Annotated in this window: 19 protein-coding genes and 3 pseudogenes; 19 read left to right on the plus strand and 3 right to left on the minus strand. The window is 58.6% G+C overall.

Features of this window, described 5'->3' with window-relative positions; all coding sequences use genetic code 11:
• The first annotated feature begins 203 nt into the window (after positions 1-203).
• The 4 genes from QPJ95_RS00075 to QPJ95_RS00090 all read left to right on the plus strand — a co-directional run bounded on the left by QPJ95_RS00075 (position 204) and on the right by QPJ95_RS00090 (position 2,794).
• On the plus strand, positions 204-509 hold the full coding sequence (locus QPJ95_RS00075) for a BufA1 family periplasmic bufferin-type metallophore (protein ID WP_270920187.1): 306 nt from the start codon (positions 204-206) through the stop codon (positions 507-509).
• 107 nt (positions 510-616) lie between these two features.
• Complete coding sequence (gene bufB, locus QPJ95_RS00080) at positions 617-1,474, plus strand: MNIO family bufferin maturase (RefSeq protein WP_270920188.1); 858 nt, start codon at positions 617-619, stop codon at positions 1,472-1,474.
• Positions 1,471-2,226 (plus strand): HvfC/BufC N-terminal domain-containing protein, encoded by a 756-nt coding sequence (locus QPJ95_RS00085; protein WP_270920189.1) that lies wholly within the window; start codon positions 1,471-1,473, stop codon positions 2,224-2,226. The genes bufB and QPJ95_RS00085 overlap by 4 nt, the downstream gene beginning before the upstream one ends.
• Before the next feature lie 4 nt (positions 2,227-2,230).
• Positions 2,231-2,794 carry a DoxX family protein gene (locus QPJ95_RS00090; RefSeq protein ID WP_270920190.1) on the plus strand — a complete coding sequence of 188 codons (564 nt, stop codon included), beginning with the start codon at positions 2,231-2,233 and terminating at the stop codon, positions 2,792-2,794.
• Positions 2,795-2,857: 63 nt separating this feature from the next.
• On the opposite strand, the gene QPJ95_RS00095 is transcribed toward QPJ95_RS00090, so the two are convergent.
• Together QPJ95_RS00095 and QPJ95_RS00100 are read right to left on the minus strand one after the other, a co-directional pair.
• The gene (locus QPJ95_RS00095) at positions 2,858-3,226 is read right to left on the minus strand and encodes a hypothetical protein (protein WP_270920191.1); all 369 of its coding nucleotides are present in this window, start codon (positions 3,224-3,226) and stop codon (positions 2,858-2,860) included.
• A 42-nt stretch (positions 3,227-3,268) separates the two neighbouring features.
• Positions 3,269-3,586, minus strand: a complete 318-nt coding sequence (locus QPJ95_RS00100) for an ArsC/Spx/MgsR family protein (RefSeq protein WP_270920192.1) — start codon at positions 3,584-3,586, stop codon at positions 3,269-3,271.
• A 221-nt stretch (positions 3,587-3,807) separates the two neighbouring features.
• On the opposite strand from QPJ95_RS00100, the gene QPJ95_RS00105 reads away from it, so the two are divergent.
• The 3 genes and pseudogenes from QPJ95_RS00105 (at position 3,808) to QPJ95_RS00115 (ending at position 5,791) form a co-directional block, all read left to right on the plus strand.
• The gene (locus QPJ95_RS00105; RefSeq protein WP_270920193.1) at positions 3,808-4,014 is read left to right on the plus strand and encodes a cold-shock protein; all 207 of its coding nucleotides are present in this window, start codon (positions 3,808-3,810) and stop codon (positions 4,012-4,014) included.
• A gap of 182 nt (positions 4,015-4,196) precedes the next feature.
• Positions 4,197-4,468, plus strand: a pseudogene (locus tag QPJ95_RS00110) (hypothetical protein); the annotation flags it as partial.
• 71 nt (positions 4,469-4,539) lie between these two features.
• Positions 4,540-5,791 (plus strand): annotated as a pseudogene (locus tag QPJ95_RS00115) (IS256 family transposase).
• 269 nt (positions 5,792-6,060) lie between these two features.
• On the opposite strand, the pseudogene QPJ95_RS00120 reads toward QPJ95_RS00115, so the two are convergent.
• Positions 6,061-6,577 (minus strand): annotated as a pseudogene (locus QPJ95_RS00120) (transposase); the annotation flags it as partial.
• A 70-nt stretch (positions 6,578-6,647) separates the two neighbouring features.
• Here QPJ95_RS00120 and QPJ95_RS00125 point away from each other — a divergent pair.
• From QPJ95_RS00125 to QPJ95_RS00180, 12 genes are all read left to right on the plus strand, one after another.
• Positions 6,648-7,735 (plus strand): IS3 family transposase gene (locus QPJ95_RS00125; RefSeq protein ID WP_286018159.1). Its coding sequence is split into 2 segments (ribosomal slippage): positions 6,648-6,909 and positions 6,909-7,735, totalling 1,089 coding nucleotides; the frame shifts between segments, so codons are not numbered across the junction.
• Between the two features lie 445 nt (positions 7,736-8,180).
• Positions 8,181-8,630 (plus strand): paraquat-inducible protein A, encoded by a 450-nt coding sequence (locus QPJ95_RS00130; RefSeq protein ID WP_270918583.1) that lies wholly within the window; start codon positions 8,181-8,183, stop codon positions 8,628-8,630.
• A 174-nt stretch (positions 8,631-8,804) separates the two neighbouring features.
• Positions 8,805-10,169, plus strand: a complete 1,365-nt coding sequence (gene radA / locus QPJ95_RS00135) for a DNA repair protein RadA (protein WP_270918739.1) — start codon at positions 8,805-8,807, stop codon at positions 10,167-10,169.
• Between the two features lie 42 nt (positions 10,170-10,211).
• Entirely contained in the window at positions 10,212-10,766 is a 555-nt protein-coding gene (locus QPJ95_RS00140; RefSeq protein WP_270918584.1) for a CvpA family protein, read from the plus strand.
• A 370-nt stretch (positions 10,767-11,136) separates the two neighbouring features.
• Entirely contained in the window at positions 11,137-11,811 is a 675-nt protein-coding gene (locus QPJ95_RS00145; protein ID WP_270918585.1) for a Hint domain-containing protein, read from the plus strand.
• 427 nt (positions 11,812-12,238) lie between these two features.
• The gene (gene purF / locus QPJ95_RS00150) at positions 12,239-13,765 is read left to right on the plus strand and encodes an amidophosphoribosyltransferase (protein WP_270918586.1); all 1,527 of its coding nucleotides are present in this window, start codon (positions 12,239-12,241) and stop codon (positions 13,763-13,765) included.
• A 197-nt stretch (positions 13,766-13,962) separates the two neighbouring features.
• Entirely contained in the window at positions 13,963-14,505 is a 543-nt protein-coding gene (locus QPJ95_RS00155; RefSeq protein WP_270918740.1) for a DUF2199 domain-containing protein, read from the plus strand.
• Positions 14,506-14,713: 208 nt separating this feature from the next.
• Positions 14,714-14,962: a hypothetical protein gene (locus QPJ95_RS00160; RefSeq protein ID WP_270918587.1), complete on the plus strand. Its 249-nt coding sequence runs from the start codon at positions 14,714-14,716 to the stop codon at positions 14,960-14,962.
• 54 nt (positions 14,963-15,016) lie between these two features.
• Positions 15,017-15,664, plus strand: a complete 648-nt coding sequence (locus tag QPJ95_RS00165) for an SDR family NAD(P)-dependent oxidoreductase (protein ID WP_270918588.1) — start codon at positions 15,017-15,019, stop codon at positions 15,662-15,664.
• Positions 15,665-15,871: 207 nt separating this feature from the next.
• On the plus strand, positions 15,872-16,654 hold the full coding sequence (gene surE, locus QPJ95_RS00170; protein ID WP_270918589.1) for a 5'/3'-nucleotidase SurE: 783 nt from the start codon (positions 15,872-15,874) through the stop codon (positions 16,652-16,654).
• Complete coding sequence (locus QPJ95_RS00175) at positions 16,651-17,298, plus strand: protein-L-isoaspartate(D-aspartate) O-methyltransferase (RefSeq protein ID WP_270918590.1); 648 nt, start codon at positions 16,651-16,653, stop codon at positions 17,296-17,298. Before surE ends, QPJ95_RS00175 begins: the two co-directional genes overlap by 4 nt.
• Before the next feature lie 115 nt (positions 17,299-17,413).
• Complete coding sequence (locus tag QPJ95_RS00180; protein WP_390922882.1) at positions 17,414-18,664, plus strand: peptidoglycan DD-metalloendopeptidase family protein; 1,251 nt, start codon at positions 17,414-17,416, stop codon at positions 18,662-18,664.
• The last annotated feature ends 42 nt before the right edge of the window (positions 18,665-18,706 follow it).

An 18,706-nucleotide genomic window follows, 5' to 3' on the forward strand; every position in this document is an offset into this window, starting at 1 on the left:
ACCTATTTCCGGCCCCAACTGTGGGGCCGGATTACGCTCGCAACACCCCAACACCCTAAAAACACACAATTTTTAACCGCAACCTCTGTCACATAATCTGACGGGCGCGTGACACACAGGCTCGTGTCTTCAATCTGCGCTAACGGTCCGCTAGGGTTTGTCTGTCACCACACAGCAAGCTTTATAACAAAAGGACCTCCCCGATGTCGAACACTGCAAGAACCCTTGTTGTCGCCAGCGCCGTCGCTGCTGCACTGGCCGCTGCCGCCACCACTCCCGTTGCGGCTCAGTCCAAAGAGAAATGTTATGGCGTGTCGCTGGCAGGGCAGAACGACTGCGCCGCCGGACCTGGCACCACCTGTGCCGGCACCTCGGTCACCGATTATCAGGGCAATGCCTGGACCCTGGTCGACGCTGGATCCTGCCTCGGCATGGAGCTGCCGCAAATGGCAGACGGCACCGCCCGCATGGGTTCCCTTGAGGCGCTGGAGCGCGACATTCCGGCCTAAGCCAAGACTTCGGCGGGGCTGGGTCCTTTTTGCCCCGCCCCGCCCGTCCTCGCCAGCCCTCGCCAGCCCCAGACCACCCTGCCCCGACCAGACGAGAGAACAGTGCCATGCAGGACAGCTATGATCCCCCCAGCCGACTGCCGATTGCTGCCGGGGTTGGCTATAAACCGCAGCATTTTACCCAGATACTGGACACCCCCGGCCGCGTGCGCTGGCTGGAGATCCACGCCGAGAACTACATGGGGGATGGGGGTCGCCCGCTGGCCCAACTGCGCCGCCTGTCCGAGAAATTCGCCATATCGGTTCACGGTGTCGGCCTCAGCATCGGTGGCGAGGCACCGCTGGACCCGGCCCATCTGGCCCGGCTGAAACATCTGGTCAACTGGCTCAACCCGGCCAGCTTCTCGGAACATCTGGCCTGGTCCACCCATAACAGTCATTTCTACAACGACCTGCTGCCGCTGCCCTATACCACCGACACGCTTGACCGGATCTGTAGCCATATCGACCAGCTGCAGACCGTGATCGGGCGGCAAATACTGCTGGAAAACCCCTCCAGCTATCTCGCCTTTGACGCGAGCACATGGGCCGAACCCGCCTTCATGGCCGAGATCGCCCGCCGCACCGGCTGTGGCTTGCTGCTGGACGTCAACAACGTCTTTGTCTCGGCCAGTAACCTCGATTTCTCGCCGCAGGGCTATATCGACGCCTTTGCCCTCGACAAGGTTGGAGAAATCCACCTCGGTGGCCACGACACCGACCGCGACGACAACGGCAAACCGCTGCTGATCGACAGCCACGGGCGCGAGGTGGCTGATCCGGTCTGGGCGCTCCTAGACTACACACTGCACCGCTCTGGGCCGCGACCTGTTCTGGTCGAATGGGACAATGACATCCCCGACTGGCCACTGCTGGCCGCCGAAGCGGCCCGTGCCGCCACCGCCTTGCAACGGGCAACGGCATGAGCGTCAGCCAAAGCCAATTCACCCGCGTCCTGATGGACCCCAACTTACCGGTCCCCGACGGGTTATCTGATGCCCAGTCAGGCCCTGCCGGACGCCGGTTTAACGTTTACCGCAACAATGTCGCGGTCTCCCTGACCGAGGCCATGCACGCCGCCTTTCCAGTCATTGCCAAGCTGCTGGGCAAGGAAAACATGGATGGTCTGTCAGGTCTGTACCTGCGCGCCCACCCGCCATCCTCGCCGCTGATGATGTTCTATGGCGCGTCTTTCCCGGCGTTTCTGGCAGCGACAGAGCAGTTGAACCACCTGGGCTATTTGCCGGATGTAGCGCGCCTGGAACTGGCTTTGCGCCGCGCCTACCACGCTGCCGACGCCAGCCCGATTGCCGCCGAAGCACTGGCCAGGATCCCGCCCGAGGATCTGATGCAAACCAGGGTTACTCTGGCCCCATCGGTACAGGTGATCGCCTCAAGCTGGCCAATTTTTGACATCTGGCGCTTCAACACCACCAAAGGCGCTGCCAAACCCAAAGCCCTGGCTCAGGATGTGCTGATCACCCGCCCCGAGTTCGACCCGATCCCCCAACCGCTGCCTGCTGGCGGCGCATGCTGGATTTCTGCCCTGATGCAGGGCGCAACCATTGGCGACGCGCATCAGGCGACGCGGATAACAACCGCCGAATTCGACCTTGGGACAACACTCACCCTGCTGTTGCAAGGCGGCGCTATCATCAATTTGGACAATAAAGGATAACGCCATGCACGCATTGGTCTCAATTCACAACGCAGCTTTCGACCTGGTTGAACGGGCCGGAAACTGGCTGCTTCCACTGGCCGCCCGCTTTGTCTTTGCCGCCACCTTGCTGATGTACTTCTGGAACTCTGGCCTGACCAAACTGGGCGACGGGATTTTTGGCCTCGTCAGCCCCTCAATCGGCGCCTATTCGCAAATCTTCCCAAAACAACTCGAGGCGGTCGGCTATGACACCTCACAACTGGGCGCCTTTCAATGGCTGGTGGTTGTGGCTGGCACCTGGGCCGAATTCATCCTGCCGCTGCTGCTGGTGATTGGTCTGGCCACCAGACTGGCCTCGCTTGGCATGATTGGCTTTGTGGTGATGCAGTCACTGACCGATGTTTACGGCCACGGGGTCAGCGATCTCAAAACCCATGGCGCCTGGTTTGACCGCTTTCCCGACGGGGTGATCCTGGACCAGCGCTTGTTCTGGGTGTTTTTGCTGTCCGTCCTGGTGGTCAAAGGCGCCGGAGCGATCTCGGTTGATGCGCTGCTGCGACGCCGCGCGCTGCCTGCGCTGGCCTAATTGTTTGGCACCCAAGGCGCTTGCCCGGCGGAGCGGTCGGGCAAGGCAAACATTCATCCGCGGCTAGAAATGCGCCTTGGGCTCGTCCGGCTTGCCGGCGGCAATCGCCAGAAGGCTTGCCAGACCGGCAAAGCAGATCGGGAACAGGGTGAAGACGTTAAAGCCAAACCCCAGATACATCCCCGCAGCCGACGCCAGCAACAAGATGCCACCCCACAGCGCCCGCGCTCGTGCCATGGCGCCCCCGGCAATGGCCAGCATCGGTGACAATACCGCAAAAATCCTCAGTTGGGTGACATGGTCCACCTGTTCAGCCAGGCCCTCGATCTCGCCAAACTGCTCAACCGCAGTCGAATAACCGTAGCCGGCAAAACCAACCAGCATTCCAATCAGGCCGGCAATAATTCCCAAAACCAGTGCTGCATTGCGCATGTGACATCTCCGTACTTGGTCTGCCCCCAGATAGGGCCTGTGTCAGCAAACGCCAAGAGCTGACTGAACCTCTTTGCCCCAGCCCAAATACAGCGCGCCATCGCAGTCGATCAACGGACGTTTCATCAGCGCCGGATACATCTGCAACAGCTCAATCTGCGGCTTGGCACGGTCCTCGGCAGTCAATCCGCGCCACGTGGTGGATCGTATATTCAACAAACTGTCGCCAAATTGCCCCAGTGCGCGGTGCAATACTGCCACCGGGACACCGTCCGCTCGAACATCGACAAAAGCGATTTTTGGCAATTGCTTGATTGCCTTACGACATGTATCGCAGTTTTTCAGGCCAAATAATTTCAACAATTCTCTCCATCTCAAATAAAATTCACCGCAATTTGTGGTAAGGTCTATTTGTTTTACTTGATTTTTCTTCTAGCCATGTAAAGCTGTCCAAGGTTCACAAGCCACCCTAAACATTGCTTTCTTAAGCTGAAATGCAAGTCACACAAGGGCGGTTTTGGGGACCGGAACCACTTTGAAATTACTCAAAGTGACGTGCAAGGTAGAAGGAGACACGGGGCATGCCAAGCGGAACCGTGAAGTGGTTTAACACAACGAAGGGCTTTGGGTTCATTGAGCCCGATGAGGGCGGCAAAGATGTGTTTGTGCACATCTCAGCGGTAGAGCGGTCAGGAATGACCGGGCTCGCAGACAATCAGAAGATCGATTACGAACTTCTGGAAGGTCGCGACGGTCGCCAAATGGCCGGTGAGCTCAAATCCCTATAATTTGAAACTCACTGCGCCCTGATTTTTGTCCGGGCGCAGTGCAACGCCCCCCCCCCCCCTGTAATCTCCCCTAAAATTAGTGGTGATGGATTCGGCCGGTCGTCGCAACACACAGTGTAGATCTTTAAATTTGGAGGACTGTGTTGATGCGGAAACACATGCGAAGCATATGTGAGAGGGGTGCGTCTTTGATCGCTGAGATGAAGGACATGACGGATCAAAATAGCCGGCTAAAGAAAATGTATGCCGAGATGAGCATGCAAAACGAACTGCTGAAGGAAGCCCTTGGAAATAAGCGTTATGGCCGTCCACTGCCCGACAGGCGAATGTTGGCATTCGCCGACAGGGTCAGAGGCGAGAGATGGCCATAAATGCAGTTGCGACGCCTGGGATCAGCATCGCGCTGGCTTGCCGAGCGTTCCAAATTAGTGAGACTTGCTATCGGTACAGTCCCATGGAGAGTGTCCGATCTTCTGTGTATGAGGAAATTGGCCCATGCTTCCAAACTATAGGAGCATGACGACAATGACGATTTCCAAGGAACTATTGGACGAGCTGCTTAGCGGCGTTGAACGACCCGAGGATTTACTCGGCGACAAAGGCCTGGTGAAGGAACTCAAAGTCCGGCTGATTGAACGAATGCTGGGCGCGGAACTGACCGAGCATCTGGGCTATGAACCGCATGGCGAGCCTGCTAGCCAGCAGGCCAATCGACGCAATGGAGCGACGCGCAAAGTGCTGAAGGGCAATGACGGGGCGGTGCCGATTGACATCCTGCGTGACAGGGACGGCAGTTTTGAGCCGGAACTGATCCGCAAAGGCCAGACCCGGATCGACGGGATGGATGACAAGATCATCGGACTTTATGCGGCTGGACTGTCCACACGCGATATCCGCGCCCATCTGGAAGAGGTTTATGGCCTGCGGGTGTCTGCCGACCTTATCAGCCGCGTCACCGACGCTGTTCTGGCTGAGGTGTCGGACTGGCAGAACCGCGCTCTGGAGCCGATATATCCGATTGTTTTCCTTGATGCGCTCAGGGTCAAAATCCGAGATACGGAAAGCCGCCAGGTCAAAAACAAGGCCGTTTACGTAGCCCTTGGCGTCACCCCAGAAGGCGAACGTGAGGTTCTGGGCCTGTGGATTGCGGCCAACGAGGGGGCGAAATTCTGGCTCTCAATCATGAATAACCTGAAGAACAGGGGCCTGGAAGACATCCTGATCGCCGTCGTAGACGGCCTGAAGGGCTTCCCTGACGCGATCAACGCGGCCTTTCCCGACACCACTGTGCAAACCTGTATTGTGCACCTTGTGCGCCATTCCTTGAATTTCTGCGGCTGGAAAGACCGCAAGAATGTGGCCAAAAGCCTGAAACGGGTTTACTCCCTTGCCTGGCAGGTGATGTTTACATCACCGAGAAGGGGCCACGGATGACGCCGAGGCAGAGAAGGCCCTTGATGATTTTGAGGCCGAATGGGGCAACAAATACCCTTCAATCGCTCCAAGCTGGCGGCGCGCCTGGCAGGAGGTCATCCCGTTCTTTGCCTTCCCGCCAGCCGTGCGCAAGATCATCTATACGACGAATGCTATCGAGAGCTTGAACAGGGTGATCCGAAAAACCACAAAAACCCGCGGCAGCTTTCCAACAGATGACGTGGCGACCAAGCTGATTTACTTGGCCATCCGCAATTTCGAAAAGACGGGACGGTGCGTCAGGGAGTGGGTTGCTGCCCGCAATCAGTTCGCTATTCTTTACCCGGAACGGTTCAACAGATGACCCGTTTCAGCGGCATGGGCTGATGGTCATACACAGAGTTTCGGATACTCCCTCCCATGTTGATAACGTCCTATATGCGGAACGTTTGGCTGATTTGGCATCAGGTCATTGTCGTGTCGAGCGAACCCGGCACGGTTGAAGCATGTCTCAGTTTGGCGTTTTGGTCAACGAACGGTCTCTCCCATAACAAACACAGAGTACGCTTTTGCGGCTCTCACCGTCCTTAAGACGAGATCCTGTGACCGTTGAGCAGAAGGCCTAAACATTATCTACGAGGTCACTGGCTTAACGCCAACGCCTCCACGGCCCTTACAGAGAAAGGTCCTACTGCTGTCGATCACCCCTCAAAGAAGGGGCGATATGGTTCGCCATGCTTGATGATCCCATGAACAGTACGGGCCATCCACTGCCCGGCAGTGCATTGCGCAGCAATGTCACGAGAGGGTGGCGGCGATTGCGGTATACGCCTTGCGGCGCAGATGGGTGTTTTGGCGGTCTTTGGCGATGTAGCGCTCAAATTTGTCCCGGAAGCTGTTGGCGCGCTGCAGGATGGCAACCTGTCCTGCCATCCAAAGGGTCCGGCGCATTCGTGCATTACCGTATTTTGACAGTTTGGTTTGCCCCCGGAATGTGCCGGACTGGATGGTCGCAAGATCCCTTTCGGCAGATTGCTTTGCAATCGCCTGTCGGGCGAGGCATGCCACAGAACTTCAGGAATTGCCGATGATGCCCGAAGCGGCGCAGGTCACCAGCTTCGGCCAGGATGGTCAGGGCGTTGATTGGTCCGGTAATCCCCCCCGAAACTAAGGGGATGTGGAAGTAGAATTTTCTCGGCAGAATGCATGAGGAGATTTTGATGAAGATGACGAGATATAGCGAACCCCAAATTCTTGCGATCCTACGCCAAGCCGAAGGCGGTGTGCCTGTAACGGAGCTGTGCCGCGAGCACGGGATGAGCAACGCGTCGTTCTACAAATGGCGATCAAAATACGGTGGTATGGACGCGTCGATGATCAGCCAAATGAAGGCGCTTGAAGACGAGAACCGGCGGCTGAAAAAGATGTATGCCGAGATGAGCATGCAAGCAGAATTACTGAAGGAAGCCCTGGGAAAAAAGTGATCCGGCCAGCCTTACGACGGGGTCTGGCCGAGAAAGCGGTGGCGCGCCACGGTATCAGCATTGCGCTGGCCTGCCGCACGTTTGATGTCAGTGAGACGTGCTATCGTTACAGCCCGCTCTTGAGCGATGAGAACGAAGAGATTGCCGATCTGCTGGTTGGGCTGACGGCCGCACGGAAGACTTGGGGGTTTGGGCTATGTTTCCTGCATCTACGTAACGTGCAAGGTCATTCGTGGAACCACAAAAGGGTTTACCGGATTTACTGCGAACTGGAACTGAACTTGCGGATCAAACCTCGGAAACGGTTAAAGCGGGACAAACCCGATGCGCTGGCAGTGCCGGACGCCCCGAACATGACCTGGTCGATGGACTTCATGGCGGATCGCCTCGGGGATGGTCGGGCGTTTCGGCTCTTGAACGTGCTGGATGATTTTAACCGCGAGGGTTTGGGCATCGAGGTCGATTTTTCTTTGCCAGCCGAACGGGTTATTCGCAGCCTTAATCGGATCATTGAATGGCGTGGGAAACCAGGAACCATTCGGGTCGATAATGGGCCGGAGTACATCAGTGGTAAGCTGCTGGAATGGGCTGAGAAACAAGGTATTATCATCCAGTACATTCAACCCGGAAAGCCGCAGCAGAACGCTTACATCGAGCGCTATAATCGCACCGTCAGGCATGAATGGTTGGACCAACATATCATCGAAAACATAGAGGAGGCACAGGACTTTGCCACACAATGGCTATGGACTTACAATAATGACCGCCCGAATATGGGCCTCGGCGGCATCACACCCGCAATGAAACTGAAAATGGCCGCGTAAATTCTACGACCGCCCCCTGTTAAAAATGGGGGGATTACCCATGATCTACCACGTGAACCCGACCGCGAGGTCAGTAGTTACACAAAGCACCTCGGACGGTTTGTTGACCTCGGGGGCGCAATTGGTGGATTTAGAAAGCGCGTAAAGCCTGCGACAGGTCGGCTCAAAGATATGACCGTGTCCATCAAGTTTTACAAAAAGCAAAATGCACAAATTGAAAAGCAACCGGATCCTCTAAGATCGAAGACCAGTGTCTGGAGTTGGAAGATTATTCCTCTAACGTCCCGGGACACAGGAAACCTCATCTTTTCCAAAATGCTCCCGCCGGAGGCATCCCACCCAAGGCCAGCTACCCAGCTGGGGAAGCTGCACCACATCCCCCCTTGTCATTTCCTGCAAAAACACCCCAATCATGCAGCACCTGCCCCACTGGAGCCTGCCCCAAATGATCCTCCGCCTCGCCACCCTGTCGCTGCTGATCCTCTACCCCGTGGCCTGGTTCGCGCCGCTGATGCGGGCCGGGCTGCTCCCCATCTTCGGCCTCAGCGAAATCTCAGTGGTCACCGGCCTGCAAAGCCTCTGGCGCAGCGACGTGATCCTCGCCCTTATCGTCACCAGTCTCGCCCTGTTCGCCCCCTACCTGAAAACCATCGGGCTGGCGCTGGTACAATGGGGCCTGCTGGATGCCCGCAGCCTGCCGATGCTGCATATCCTCGGCAAACTGGCGATGGCCGATGTCTTCCTGATCGCCCTCTACATCACCCTGGCCAAGGGCATTGGCTATGTCACCATCGAGGTCGCCTGGGGTCTCTACATGTTCACCGGTTGCATCCTCGCCTCCATCATCCTCGGCCTGATCACCGAGAGAACCCGCCGGTTCCGCCCCGGGGAATGAAGGGCCCGTTTGCCTGAGCAGACGTCCCGGGGCTGCCGCCCTTCGGATCTGAAACCCTCCCTCCCCCCAGTCCGCCACCGCGCCGCGCAGCGGCGCCAGGCCCAAGCCTGCAAAGGCGCGGGAGACCACCGCTTGCGGCTTGAACAAACCCTGAACATGGGGCACAAAGCCCGGATGGCCAAATCAAAAACCTTTTCCTGCTCCGCCTGCAATGCCAGTTTCTCCAAATGGGCGGGACGCTGCGAAGGCTGTGGCGAATGGAACTCGCTGTCGCAAACCGCAGCCCTGTCGGCAGGGCCCGGCAAAAAGTCACTGGGCAACAGCCGCGGCAGCACAATTGTGCTCAGCGATCTGGCGACAAATGAAACACCGCCCCCCCGCACCCTCTGCGGGGTGGCCGAGCTCGACCGGGTGCTGGGTGGCGGGCTGGTCTCCGGTTCGGCCATTTTGGTTGGCGGCGACCCCGGCATTGGCAAATCCACCCTGCTGTTGCAGGCCGCCGCACAGTTCGCCCGGACCGGGGTCAAGACCATCTATATCAGCGGCGAAGAAGCCACCGCCCAGATCCGCATGCGCGCCCAGAGGCTGGACCTGTCTCAGGCCCCGGTACAGCTGGCGGCGGAAACCAACCTGCGTGACATCCTCACCACGCTTGAGGCCGAGAAGCCGCAACTGGTGATTATCGATTCCATCCAGACCATGTGGGTCGATAACATTGACAGCGCCCCAGGCTCGGTCAGCCAGGTGCGCGCCGCCGCACATGAATTGACCAGCTTTGCCAAACGCAACAATATCTCCATCATCATGGTGGGTCATGTCACCAAAGACGGCCAGATCGCCGGGCCGCGCATTATCGAACACATGGTCGACACCGTGCTCTACTTTGAGGGCGAACGCGGCCACCAATTCCGCATCCTGCGCGCCGTCAAGAACCGCTTTGGCCCAGCGGACGAGATCGGCGTGTTTGAAATGACCGGCCGAGGGCTGGCCGAGGTCACCAATCCCTCGGCGCTGTTCCTGTCCGAACGCGGCGAAGCCAGCCCCGGATCGGTGGTCTTTGCCGGCATCGAGGGCAGCCGCCCGGTGCTGGTGGAAATGCAGGCACTGGTCGCCCCATCCCCCCATTCGCAACCCCGCCGCACGGTGGTTGGCTGGGATGGTGGGCGGTTGGCAATGATTCTCGCGGTGCTCGAAGCCCGCTGCGGCATTCCCTTTGCCGGGCTGGATGTCTATCTCAACGTGGCAGGCGGCATGAAAATTTCCGAACCCGCCGCCGATCTGGCAGTGGCTGCGGCGCTGCTCAGCGCCCGCGAAGACACCGCATTGCCCGCTGATACCGTCATTTTCGGAGAAATCTCCCTATCTGGAGCCCTCAGACCGGCGCCGCAGACCGAAAACCGGTTGAAAGAGGCGCAAAAACTTGGTTTTACCGCCGCAATAGCTCCAAGCGGCGGCAAATCGGTCTCGATAAAAGGGATAGGTTTACGCCGAGTAACCGATTTAACAGGATTTGTTGGCGATTTCTTTGGGGCCGGCTAAGGTCGCACAAAATACCAATCGCGAATTTAACGGGCGAGGGACATGGAAGGTTTTACAATAATTGACGGGGTTGTAGCCCTGATCATCGTAGTATCGGCATTGCTGGCCTATGCGCGCGGCTTTGCCCGCGAAGCCATGGCCATCGCCGGGTGGATTGCCGCCGCTGTGCTGGCCTTTGTCTTTGCGCCGCAAGCGGAACCGCTGATGGCCGAGATCCCGGTGCTTGGCGACTTTATCTCCGACAGTTGCGAATTGTCGATCATCACCGCCTTTGCCGCCGTGTTTGCACTGGCGCTGATCGTGGTCTCGTTTTTCACCCCGTTGTTCTCCTCACTAGTGCAGCGCTCGGCGATCGGTGGGCTGGATCAGGGCGCTGGCTTTTTCTTTGGCGTGTTGCGCGGCATTCTTTTGGTGGCCATCGGCTTCTTTCTCTACGATGTGGTGATGACCGGCCAGGCGTTTACAATGGTTGACGAAAGCCGCTCGGCAGTGGTGTTCGAGAGCATGATCGGCAAGATCGAAGCGCGCGATCCCGAGCAGGCTCTGGGCTGGGTTACCCAACAATACGAATCCCTGATCGGCAATTGCCGGAAGTAGGCCTTCGAAAGAGACAGCGACAGGGCGCCCAGTGGGCGCCCTTTTTCGTGCGGACACCTTATTTTCACCGCAATTTCGTGCCGCAACAGACCAAAAGTTAACATCAAGTTACAGCGTTAACCTTTTATTAATGAAGAAGAATCAATGGATTCCTCAAATTTCGGCGGCTCGGCCCACACGGGTCAAAGGTTAACAAATTCCACCTCAGCGGATCAATTCGTTAACAATCCACGGCAAAAAAGCCTCTTTATCCATGAAAAAGAAACCAAAACAGCAATCGGCCCCATCTGCGCCTCATTTAGGGCCAAATTCACTGGCCATGTAGCCACAGACAGAACGTCAGGTACTCTCGACCAGAAGGAACGACATCATGCTGCTGGATCACTTCAACTCTTTCACGGACTTCCAGTCGGTGAACCTGCTGATGACTACCCCGGTAGCCAAGCCTTCGTCCCGCCCTGCCCGCCGGTCCCGTCCCCAGGCCGGAGGTTTCCTGCCCGACACCCTGGTTGAAAGTGATCGCGGCTTTATTCAGGTGCGAGACGTAAAGGTCGGCGACAAGATCTATACTCTTGATGGAGGCTGCCAGGACGTGAAATCAATCAGCCACAGCGTTCCACGTCTGACCACCCTTGTGCATGTCCCTGCCGGGGCGCTTGGCAACGATGTTGCCCTGATGCTACCCTCGGATCAGATGGTCGCGCTGGAACTGGACACCGCCGAGCGCCTGTTTGATGTCTCGCTGGTGATGACCCGCCTGATTTCGCTGGCTGGCTACAAAGGGATCAGCCCGGCGATGCCCGAGCGTATGGCCCGCATCCACCTCAAATTTCAGGAAGAAGAACTGATCTGGGCCGAAAGCGGTATGCTGTTGCAGGTCGCAGGCGATAGTCTCGACTCGGCGTTTCGCAAACTGTCACTGACTGAGACCCGTCAGATCCTCGCCAGCGAAGATGGCCGCGCATTGGCGCTGACCGGCATGGCCCCAGTGGCCACCGCCACACCCAGCCTCCTTGACGACATTCTGGCGCCGCTGGCCGCCTGAGGACCGCTTGCTCCGTGACTGTCAGGCGCGCCTTGTGCGGGCCTTCTTTTTTGGATCTCTGCCGCCCTGCATCGCTGCGCAAAATCTGACTTCCATTTAATGTGATCCTTTGGTGACAACTGCGGCCTAACGCTCTATGTCGAGGCCAACGTCCCAAACGGATTCGAAGCCACCCGCCTTGCCGATACCGAAGATGACAGCTGTTCCCACCCTTGAAAAAGATCCGTTGCGCAATTCTTGCGCTGCCTTTTTCGCGCGCCGGGGCAACACAGGTGTTGGGCACGCCCGGCCAGGAACAAGGCCAGGAACAAGGCCAGGAACAGGGCAACGAGACTTCGAAGGGACCATTATGGCCACGGCCATAAGTGTAGACACGGCTGGGCCTGCCCAGCTGACGCAAAACTCAATGTGAAAGTGGAGCCACTGAATGTGTGGGATTTTGGGGATCGCAAACCAGACTGAAGATGTCTTTGCAGAGATCTATGACGGTTTGCTAATGCTACAGCATCGGGGCCAGGACGCGTCTGGCATTGTCACCTATACCGGTGACAACTTCCGGGAACACAAGGCCAATGGCCTGGTCAAGGATGTGTTCAACGCGCAGGTCGCAAAGAACCTGACCGGTAAAATTGGTATCGGCCATGTGCGCTATCCAACCGCAGGATCGCTGAGCGCAGCCGAAGCGCAGCCGTTCTTTGTGAACGCGCCCTATGGCATCTACTTGGTTCACAACGGCAACATCACCAACACCGCCGAACAACGCGAAAAAATCACCCGCAAATACAGCCGCCACCTGCGCACCACCTCGGATTCGGAAATCCTGCTGAACGTGCTGGCCGACAAAATCTCGGACAGCATCAAGGTAAACGGCACCAGCGATCCCAAGCGCAACCTGTTTGCCGGCGTCAAAATGACCATGGAACGTGTTCAGGGCGCCTATTCGGTCATCACCCTGATCGCCGGGGTCGGCATGATGGCCTTTCGCGACCCATATGGCATCCGCCCACTGTCCATCGCACAGCGCAAAAACGAAAACGGTGGACATGACTATGCCTTTGCCTCCGAAGATGTGGCCTTTGGTATCAACGGCTTTGAAAAGCTGCGCGATGTAAATCCCGGCGAAGCGGTGCTGGTTGATCTCGATGGCAATATGCACAGTTTTCAAGCGATCGAGGGCAAGCTCTCCCCCTGCATTTTTGAATATGTCTATCTGGCCCGCCCCGATTCCATGCTGGACGGGATTTCGGTCTACAAGACCCAGCTTCGGATGGGGCAGACACTCGCCAAGCAAATTCAGGACTCTGGGCTGCAGATCGACAGCATCATCCCGGTGCCCGATTCCGCCCGCCCGGTGGCGCTGGAAGTGGCCAATGCAACCGGCATCCGCTACCGTGAAGGGCTGGTAAAGAACCGCTATGTGGGCCGCACCTTCATCATGCCCGGTCAGGCAGAACGCCAGAAATCCGTACGCCGCAAGCTGAATGCCATTCCGCTGGAGATGAAGGGTTTGAACATCATGCTGATTGATGATTCGATCGTGCGCGGCAATACCATGAAAAAGATCGTCGAGATGTGCCGCGCGGCCGGCGCAAACAAAGTCTATGTGGCCAGCGCATCGCCGCCGGTGAAATTCCCCAATGTCTATGGCATCGACATGCCCACCAAACATGAATTGGTCGCCAACCGCCGGACCCTAGAAGAAATCCGGGTTGAACTGGGCGCCGATGCGCTCATTTATCAAAAGCTTGAAGATCTGATCTGGGCGGCAAAAGAGGGCAACAAGGACATCGAACAGTTTGATTGTTCTTGTTTTGATGGAGACTATCTGACCGGTAGCGTCAGCGAGGAATATCTCGCCTCTCTCGAGAGCAGTGGTCGGGTCAGTGACAAGATCAAGGATATGCCCACAGCCGGCGGTTCCTGGAATGGGTCGAAGCTTGCAGCCCTAGACTGACCCCAACCATCGAAAAACCCATAAGGCGGCAGGCCATTTCCTGCCGCTGAAAAGCCGCGGTATAGCGAATGTTTGAAATCCTGCCCTGAGCAGAGTATGAGCTCGAATCAACCCTATTTGGAGGCGCTGACCAGTAGGTCGGCGCTTTTTCCTTTGCCCGCAGAAAGGCCTGCCTCTTGGACGCGCATCTTGCCCGTATGTTGACCTCGTCACGCCAGTGCCGCTGCTGTGGTGCGACCTTTGCGCAGCTTCTCAGCCTGGCCTGCGATCGCCCGGATCTGTGCCCCGAGGATACGCCGCAACAGGATAATTCAGCCATTTCCGGCGAAACAGGTGATGTTCTCACCGATGATTTCTGTCGCATCGGCGATTTGCACTTTCTACGCTGCGTGCTGGCGATACCGTTGATTGGTGCCGACGACGAGGAATTTGTTCTGGGCACCTGGGCCAGCGTCAGCGCCGAGGATTTCATTGATTACTTGGATTTGTTTGACATGCCGGAGACCGAAGGTCTGGGCAAACGCCCGGCCTGGCTCTCCAACGCCATTCCCCCCGGCCTGGGCGAACCGGTGGCAGGCATGTTGAACATGCGGTCGCCGGGGCAGTATCCCGAGCTGAAAATCTCCGAAACCAATCACCCGCTCTACCCGTTGCAGAAAAACGGTGCCGATCTCGAAGAGCTGTTCGACCTGCTTTACAGCTACGGTCATGATCTGGCCTCGCTGGTCTATGATTCCTGACCGCAGTCACAGCTGACATTCAAGGGTGAGCGGACCACCTGCCCCTTATTTGCATGGGGTTGCGCAGGGAATTGCCGATTCTAGCGCTGCTCCGCAACATTCCGCCCACCGCATTTTCCCTCACCCTGTTCCCCCAGACCTTCGGCTGCTAAGCGCCAGGGGCGATAGACACATCTGGCCGCAGCCCCCTGGCCTTGAGGATATCAAAATGACCAATGCCACTGTGGCCGATCTGGCCACCCAGACTAAGGCGCTCGACCAAAGATCTATGGCTTTGATGGGCGTTTTTGGACCTGCCGAAAACCTGACCGCCCTGATGCGCCTGCCCAGTGGTCGCATCCGTCGGGTAACCCGCGGAGCCCGCCTGCCAGCGGGACTCGTCGTCGGGATCGACACAAAGGGTGTTTTGCTTGAGAAAAACGGTGCCACTCACCGTATTGCCATGCCCGGCGGGTAATCCATCGCAGCATGCCCCCTTGACCCGCTGCGACGCTCGGACCAAAAGACTGCCATGACACAGAAACTTGCTCTTATCACCGGCGCCTCGCGCGGTCTGGGTGCTGCTCTGGCCGAAGCGCTGGCGCCGACCCATCACATCCTCGCAGTGGCCCGAACCACTGGCGGCCTGGAAGACTTGGATGATCGCATCCAGGCGGCGGGCGGCAGTGCCACCCTGGCGCCGATGGATATCACCGACGCAGGCGCCATGGCGACCTTGTGTCGTGGCATTCATGACCGCTGGGGTCAGCTGGATCTCTGGCTGCATTGTGCCATTCACCCGGTGCCCCTAAGCCCGGCGAATTTTGTCGCGGGCAAGGATTGGGACAAATCCCTTGCCGTCAATGCCAGTGCCGCAGCCCTGCTGATTTCCTATGTGACACCACTGCTGGGGCAAACCGGCCAGGCCGTCTTCTTTGACGACCCCCGCGCCGGGCAAAAGTTCTTTGGCACCTATGGCGCCACCAAGGCGGCGCAAATGGCCTTGGCACGTTGCTGGCAGGCCGAGACCGAAAAGACCGGTCCCAAAGTCTCCATCCTGACGCCGCAGCCAATGCCAACCGCCCTGCGCTCGCGCTTTTTCCCAGGCGAGGATCGCAGTACTCTGGCCACCCCCGCCACGGAAGCCAAACGCCTGCTGGCAGAGCTGCAACTGTCCTGATCCGGGCACCAGCCCACCCGCGAGCAAAACCAATGCGCACCGGATCACCGGTGCGTGCAAGCACGCACCCTACACTGGCACGATAGCGGGCAATTCTGTGACACCTTCGCCTACAGTGGACGCTGGATGGCGCTCAACGGCAGCGGGGACTTGCCCCGTTTGCTGCCACCGCCTATGCAGATAGAAACCACCACCAAAGGGCGAGACATGCGTATTCTCATCACCAATGACGACGGCATCAGCGCTCCGGGGCTGGTGGTGCTGGACAGCATTGCAAAGGCCCTTGCTGGTCCGCAGGGCGAAGTCTGGACCGTGGCACCAGCGTTCGAGCAATCCGGCGTTGGCCATTGTATCAGTTACACCCACCCAACCATGATGACCAAACTGGGTGAACGTCGCTTTGCCGCCGAAGGATCTCCGGCGGATTGTGTGCTGGCCGGCCTGCATGTGGTGATGAAGGATTCGCCCCCCGATCTGGTCTTGTCTGGCGTCAACCGGGGCAACAACTCGGCTGAAAACGCACTGTATTCCGGCACTTTGGGGGGCGCCATGGAGGCCGCCTTGCAGGGGGTCCCGGCGATTGGTCTGTCGCAGTATTTTGGCCCCAGGAACTATGACACCGCCAACCCATTTGAAGCCGCCGCTGTCCATGGTGCGGCGCTGATCTCCCGCATTATCGAAGCCGGTGTTCAGTCAAATCAGGAATACGGTCTGTTCTACAATATCAACTTCCCGCCCGTTTCAGCGGCGGAGGTCAAAGGCACCCGGGTCGCCGCACAGGGGCTCCGCCCCGGCACCTCATTCACCGCTGAGCCACAATTGTCGCCAACCGGGCGGCCCTATCTGTGGATCAAGGGCGGTGACCAGCATATTCCCACCGCGCCGGGCACCGATGCTGCGGTCAATCTGGACGGTTACATCTCGGTCACACCCATGCGTGCCGATCTGACCGCCCATGACGCATTGGAGGCCCTGAAAGTCATCCAATGAGCAGCCCCGATCCAGAAACCAAGATGCAGTTCCTGTTTGCCCTGCGCTCCAAGGGGGTGACCGAGGCGCGGGTGCTCAATGCGATGGAAGAGGTCGATCGCGGCGCCTTCATTCGCGGGCTGTTTGCCAAGCGGGCCTATGAGGACATGCCGCTGCCAATTGCCTGTGGCCAAACCATCTCGCAGCCCTCGGTGGTGGGATTGATGACCCAGGCCCTGCAGGTCTCGCCGCGCGATACCGTGCTCGAGGTTGGCACCGGCTCGGGGTATCAGGCCGCAATCCTGTCCAAGCTGGCGCGCCGGGTCTATACCATCGACCGGCACGCCCGTTTGGTACGCGAGGCGCGGCAGATCTTTGAAAGCCTGCAGCTCAGCAATATCACCTCACTGGTCGGCGATGGCAGCCATGGGTTGCCGGATCAGGCGCCGTTCGACCGTATTCTGGTCACCGCCGCCGCTGAAGACCCGCCGGGGCCGCTGCTGGCTCAGCTCAAGGTTGGCGGCATAATGGTGGTCCCCGTCGGTCAATCCGATACGGTTCAGACCCTGATCCGGGTTCTCAAGACTGAAAACGGGCTGGACTATGATGAATTACGCCCTGTGCGCTTTGTTCCGCTGCTTGAGGGTCTGGGCAAAGAGACATAGGTACTCCAGATCGAGGCTCAATCGGGGCCTCATCAACCGCCAAACTGGCGAACATATGATTGAATGAATGAATACCTCCTGGTCAAAAGGGGGATCGCATTCCGAGGAGAGCAGAATGCCGGTGACCTCCGCACGAACCCGCCACCCGATCCGCCGCCTGGCCCGCAGCCCGATCCGCAGGGTAACCCGCAGCACCGCTCTGTTGTCGATGCTTGGGCTGATCGCAGCCTGTGAGGGACCGCTGGATTACGACCTGCGGGGCCAGATCGGTGCCTTCAGCACCTCCAACGCCGCCCAGAACGCCACCACAGGCCGCCCGCAGGCAGATGATCGCGGTTTGATCACCTATCCCAACTATCAGGTCGCCGTCGCCCGGCGCGGCGATACCGTTGCGGATATTGCCACCCGTATCGGAATGCCGGTGGACGAAGTTGCCCGTTTCAATGGTGTGCAAGCCGGAGACCGCCTGCGACCCGGTGAAGTTCTTGCCCTGCCACGCCGGGCTCCGGAGCAGGTGATCTCGGGCAGCGCCGCCAATCCGGGCTCAGTCGATATTGAGCAACTGGCAGGATCAGCCATTGAGGGAGCCGCCACCACCTCGCCCAATCCCGGATCGGTGACCACAACCCAATTGCAGCCTGCCCCCTCCAGGATTGAAAAACCCGAGGTGCAGGATGGCCCCGAACCGGTCCGCCACCGGGTGGCACGCGGCGAAACCGCCTATACGGTGTCCCGATTGTACCAGGTGCCGGTCAAGGCGCTGGCCGAATGGAATGGCCTGGGCAGTGACTTTGCCATCCGGGAAGGCCAGTATCTGCTGATCCCGCTCAAGGACAAGTCGGCGCCTGCCCTGGCCTCTCCTGTCGCTGCCTCGGCGGTGACGGTGCCCGGACAGGGCACCACCACCCCGACTCCGCCCAGCTCGACCAGACCTTTGCCACAGGAAACCGTGGCCGCCGCTGCCGAAGCGCAGGCGCTGCCTGATATCGAGGTGCCGCAACCGAGCCGCAGCAGCCAGGCGGCCATGAGCTATCCGGTGCAGGGCAAGATCATCCGCACCTATTCCAAGGGCAAGAATGACGGTATCGACATCGCTGCAAACGCCGGCGCGCCGGTCCAGGCCGCCCGCAGCGGCACCGTCGCCGCCATTACCGCTGATTCCAACAAGGTGCCGATCATTGTCATCCGCCATGATGACAAGCTGCTGACCGTCTACGCCAATGTCGACAACATCGCGATCAAGAAAGGCGACCGGGTCAAGCGCGGCCAGACCATTGCAACCCTGCGCAGTGGCGACGACGCCTATGTCCATTTTGAGGTCCGCGACGGATTTGATTCGGTCGACCCGCTGCCCTATTTGCAATAGGGCCTGCAAAAATGGCGCCACAGCGCCATGCCTGCGGCGCGA

The organism is Parasedimentitalea psychrophila, assembly GCF_030285785.1.
Lineage (GTDB): Bacteria > Pseudomonadota > Alphaproteobacteria > Rhodobacterales > Rhodobacteraceae > Parasedimentitalea > Parasedimentitalea psychrophila.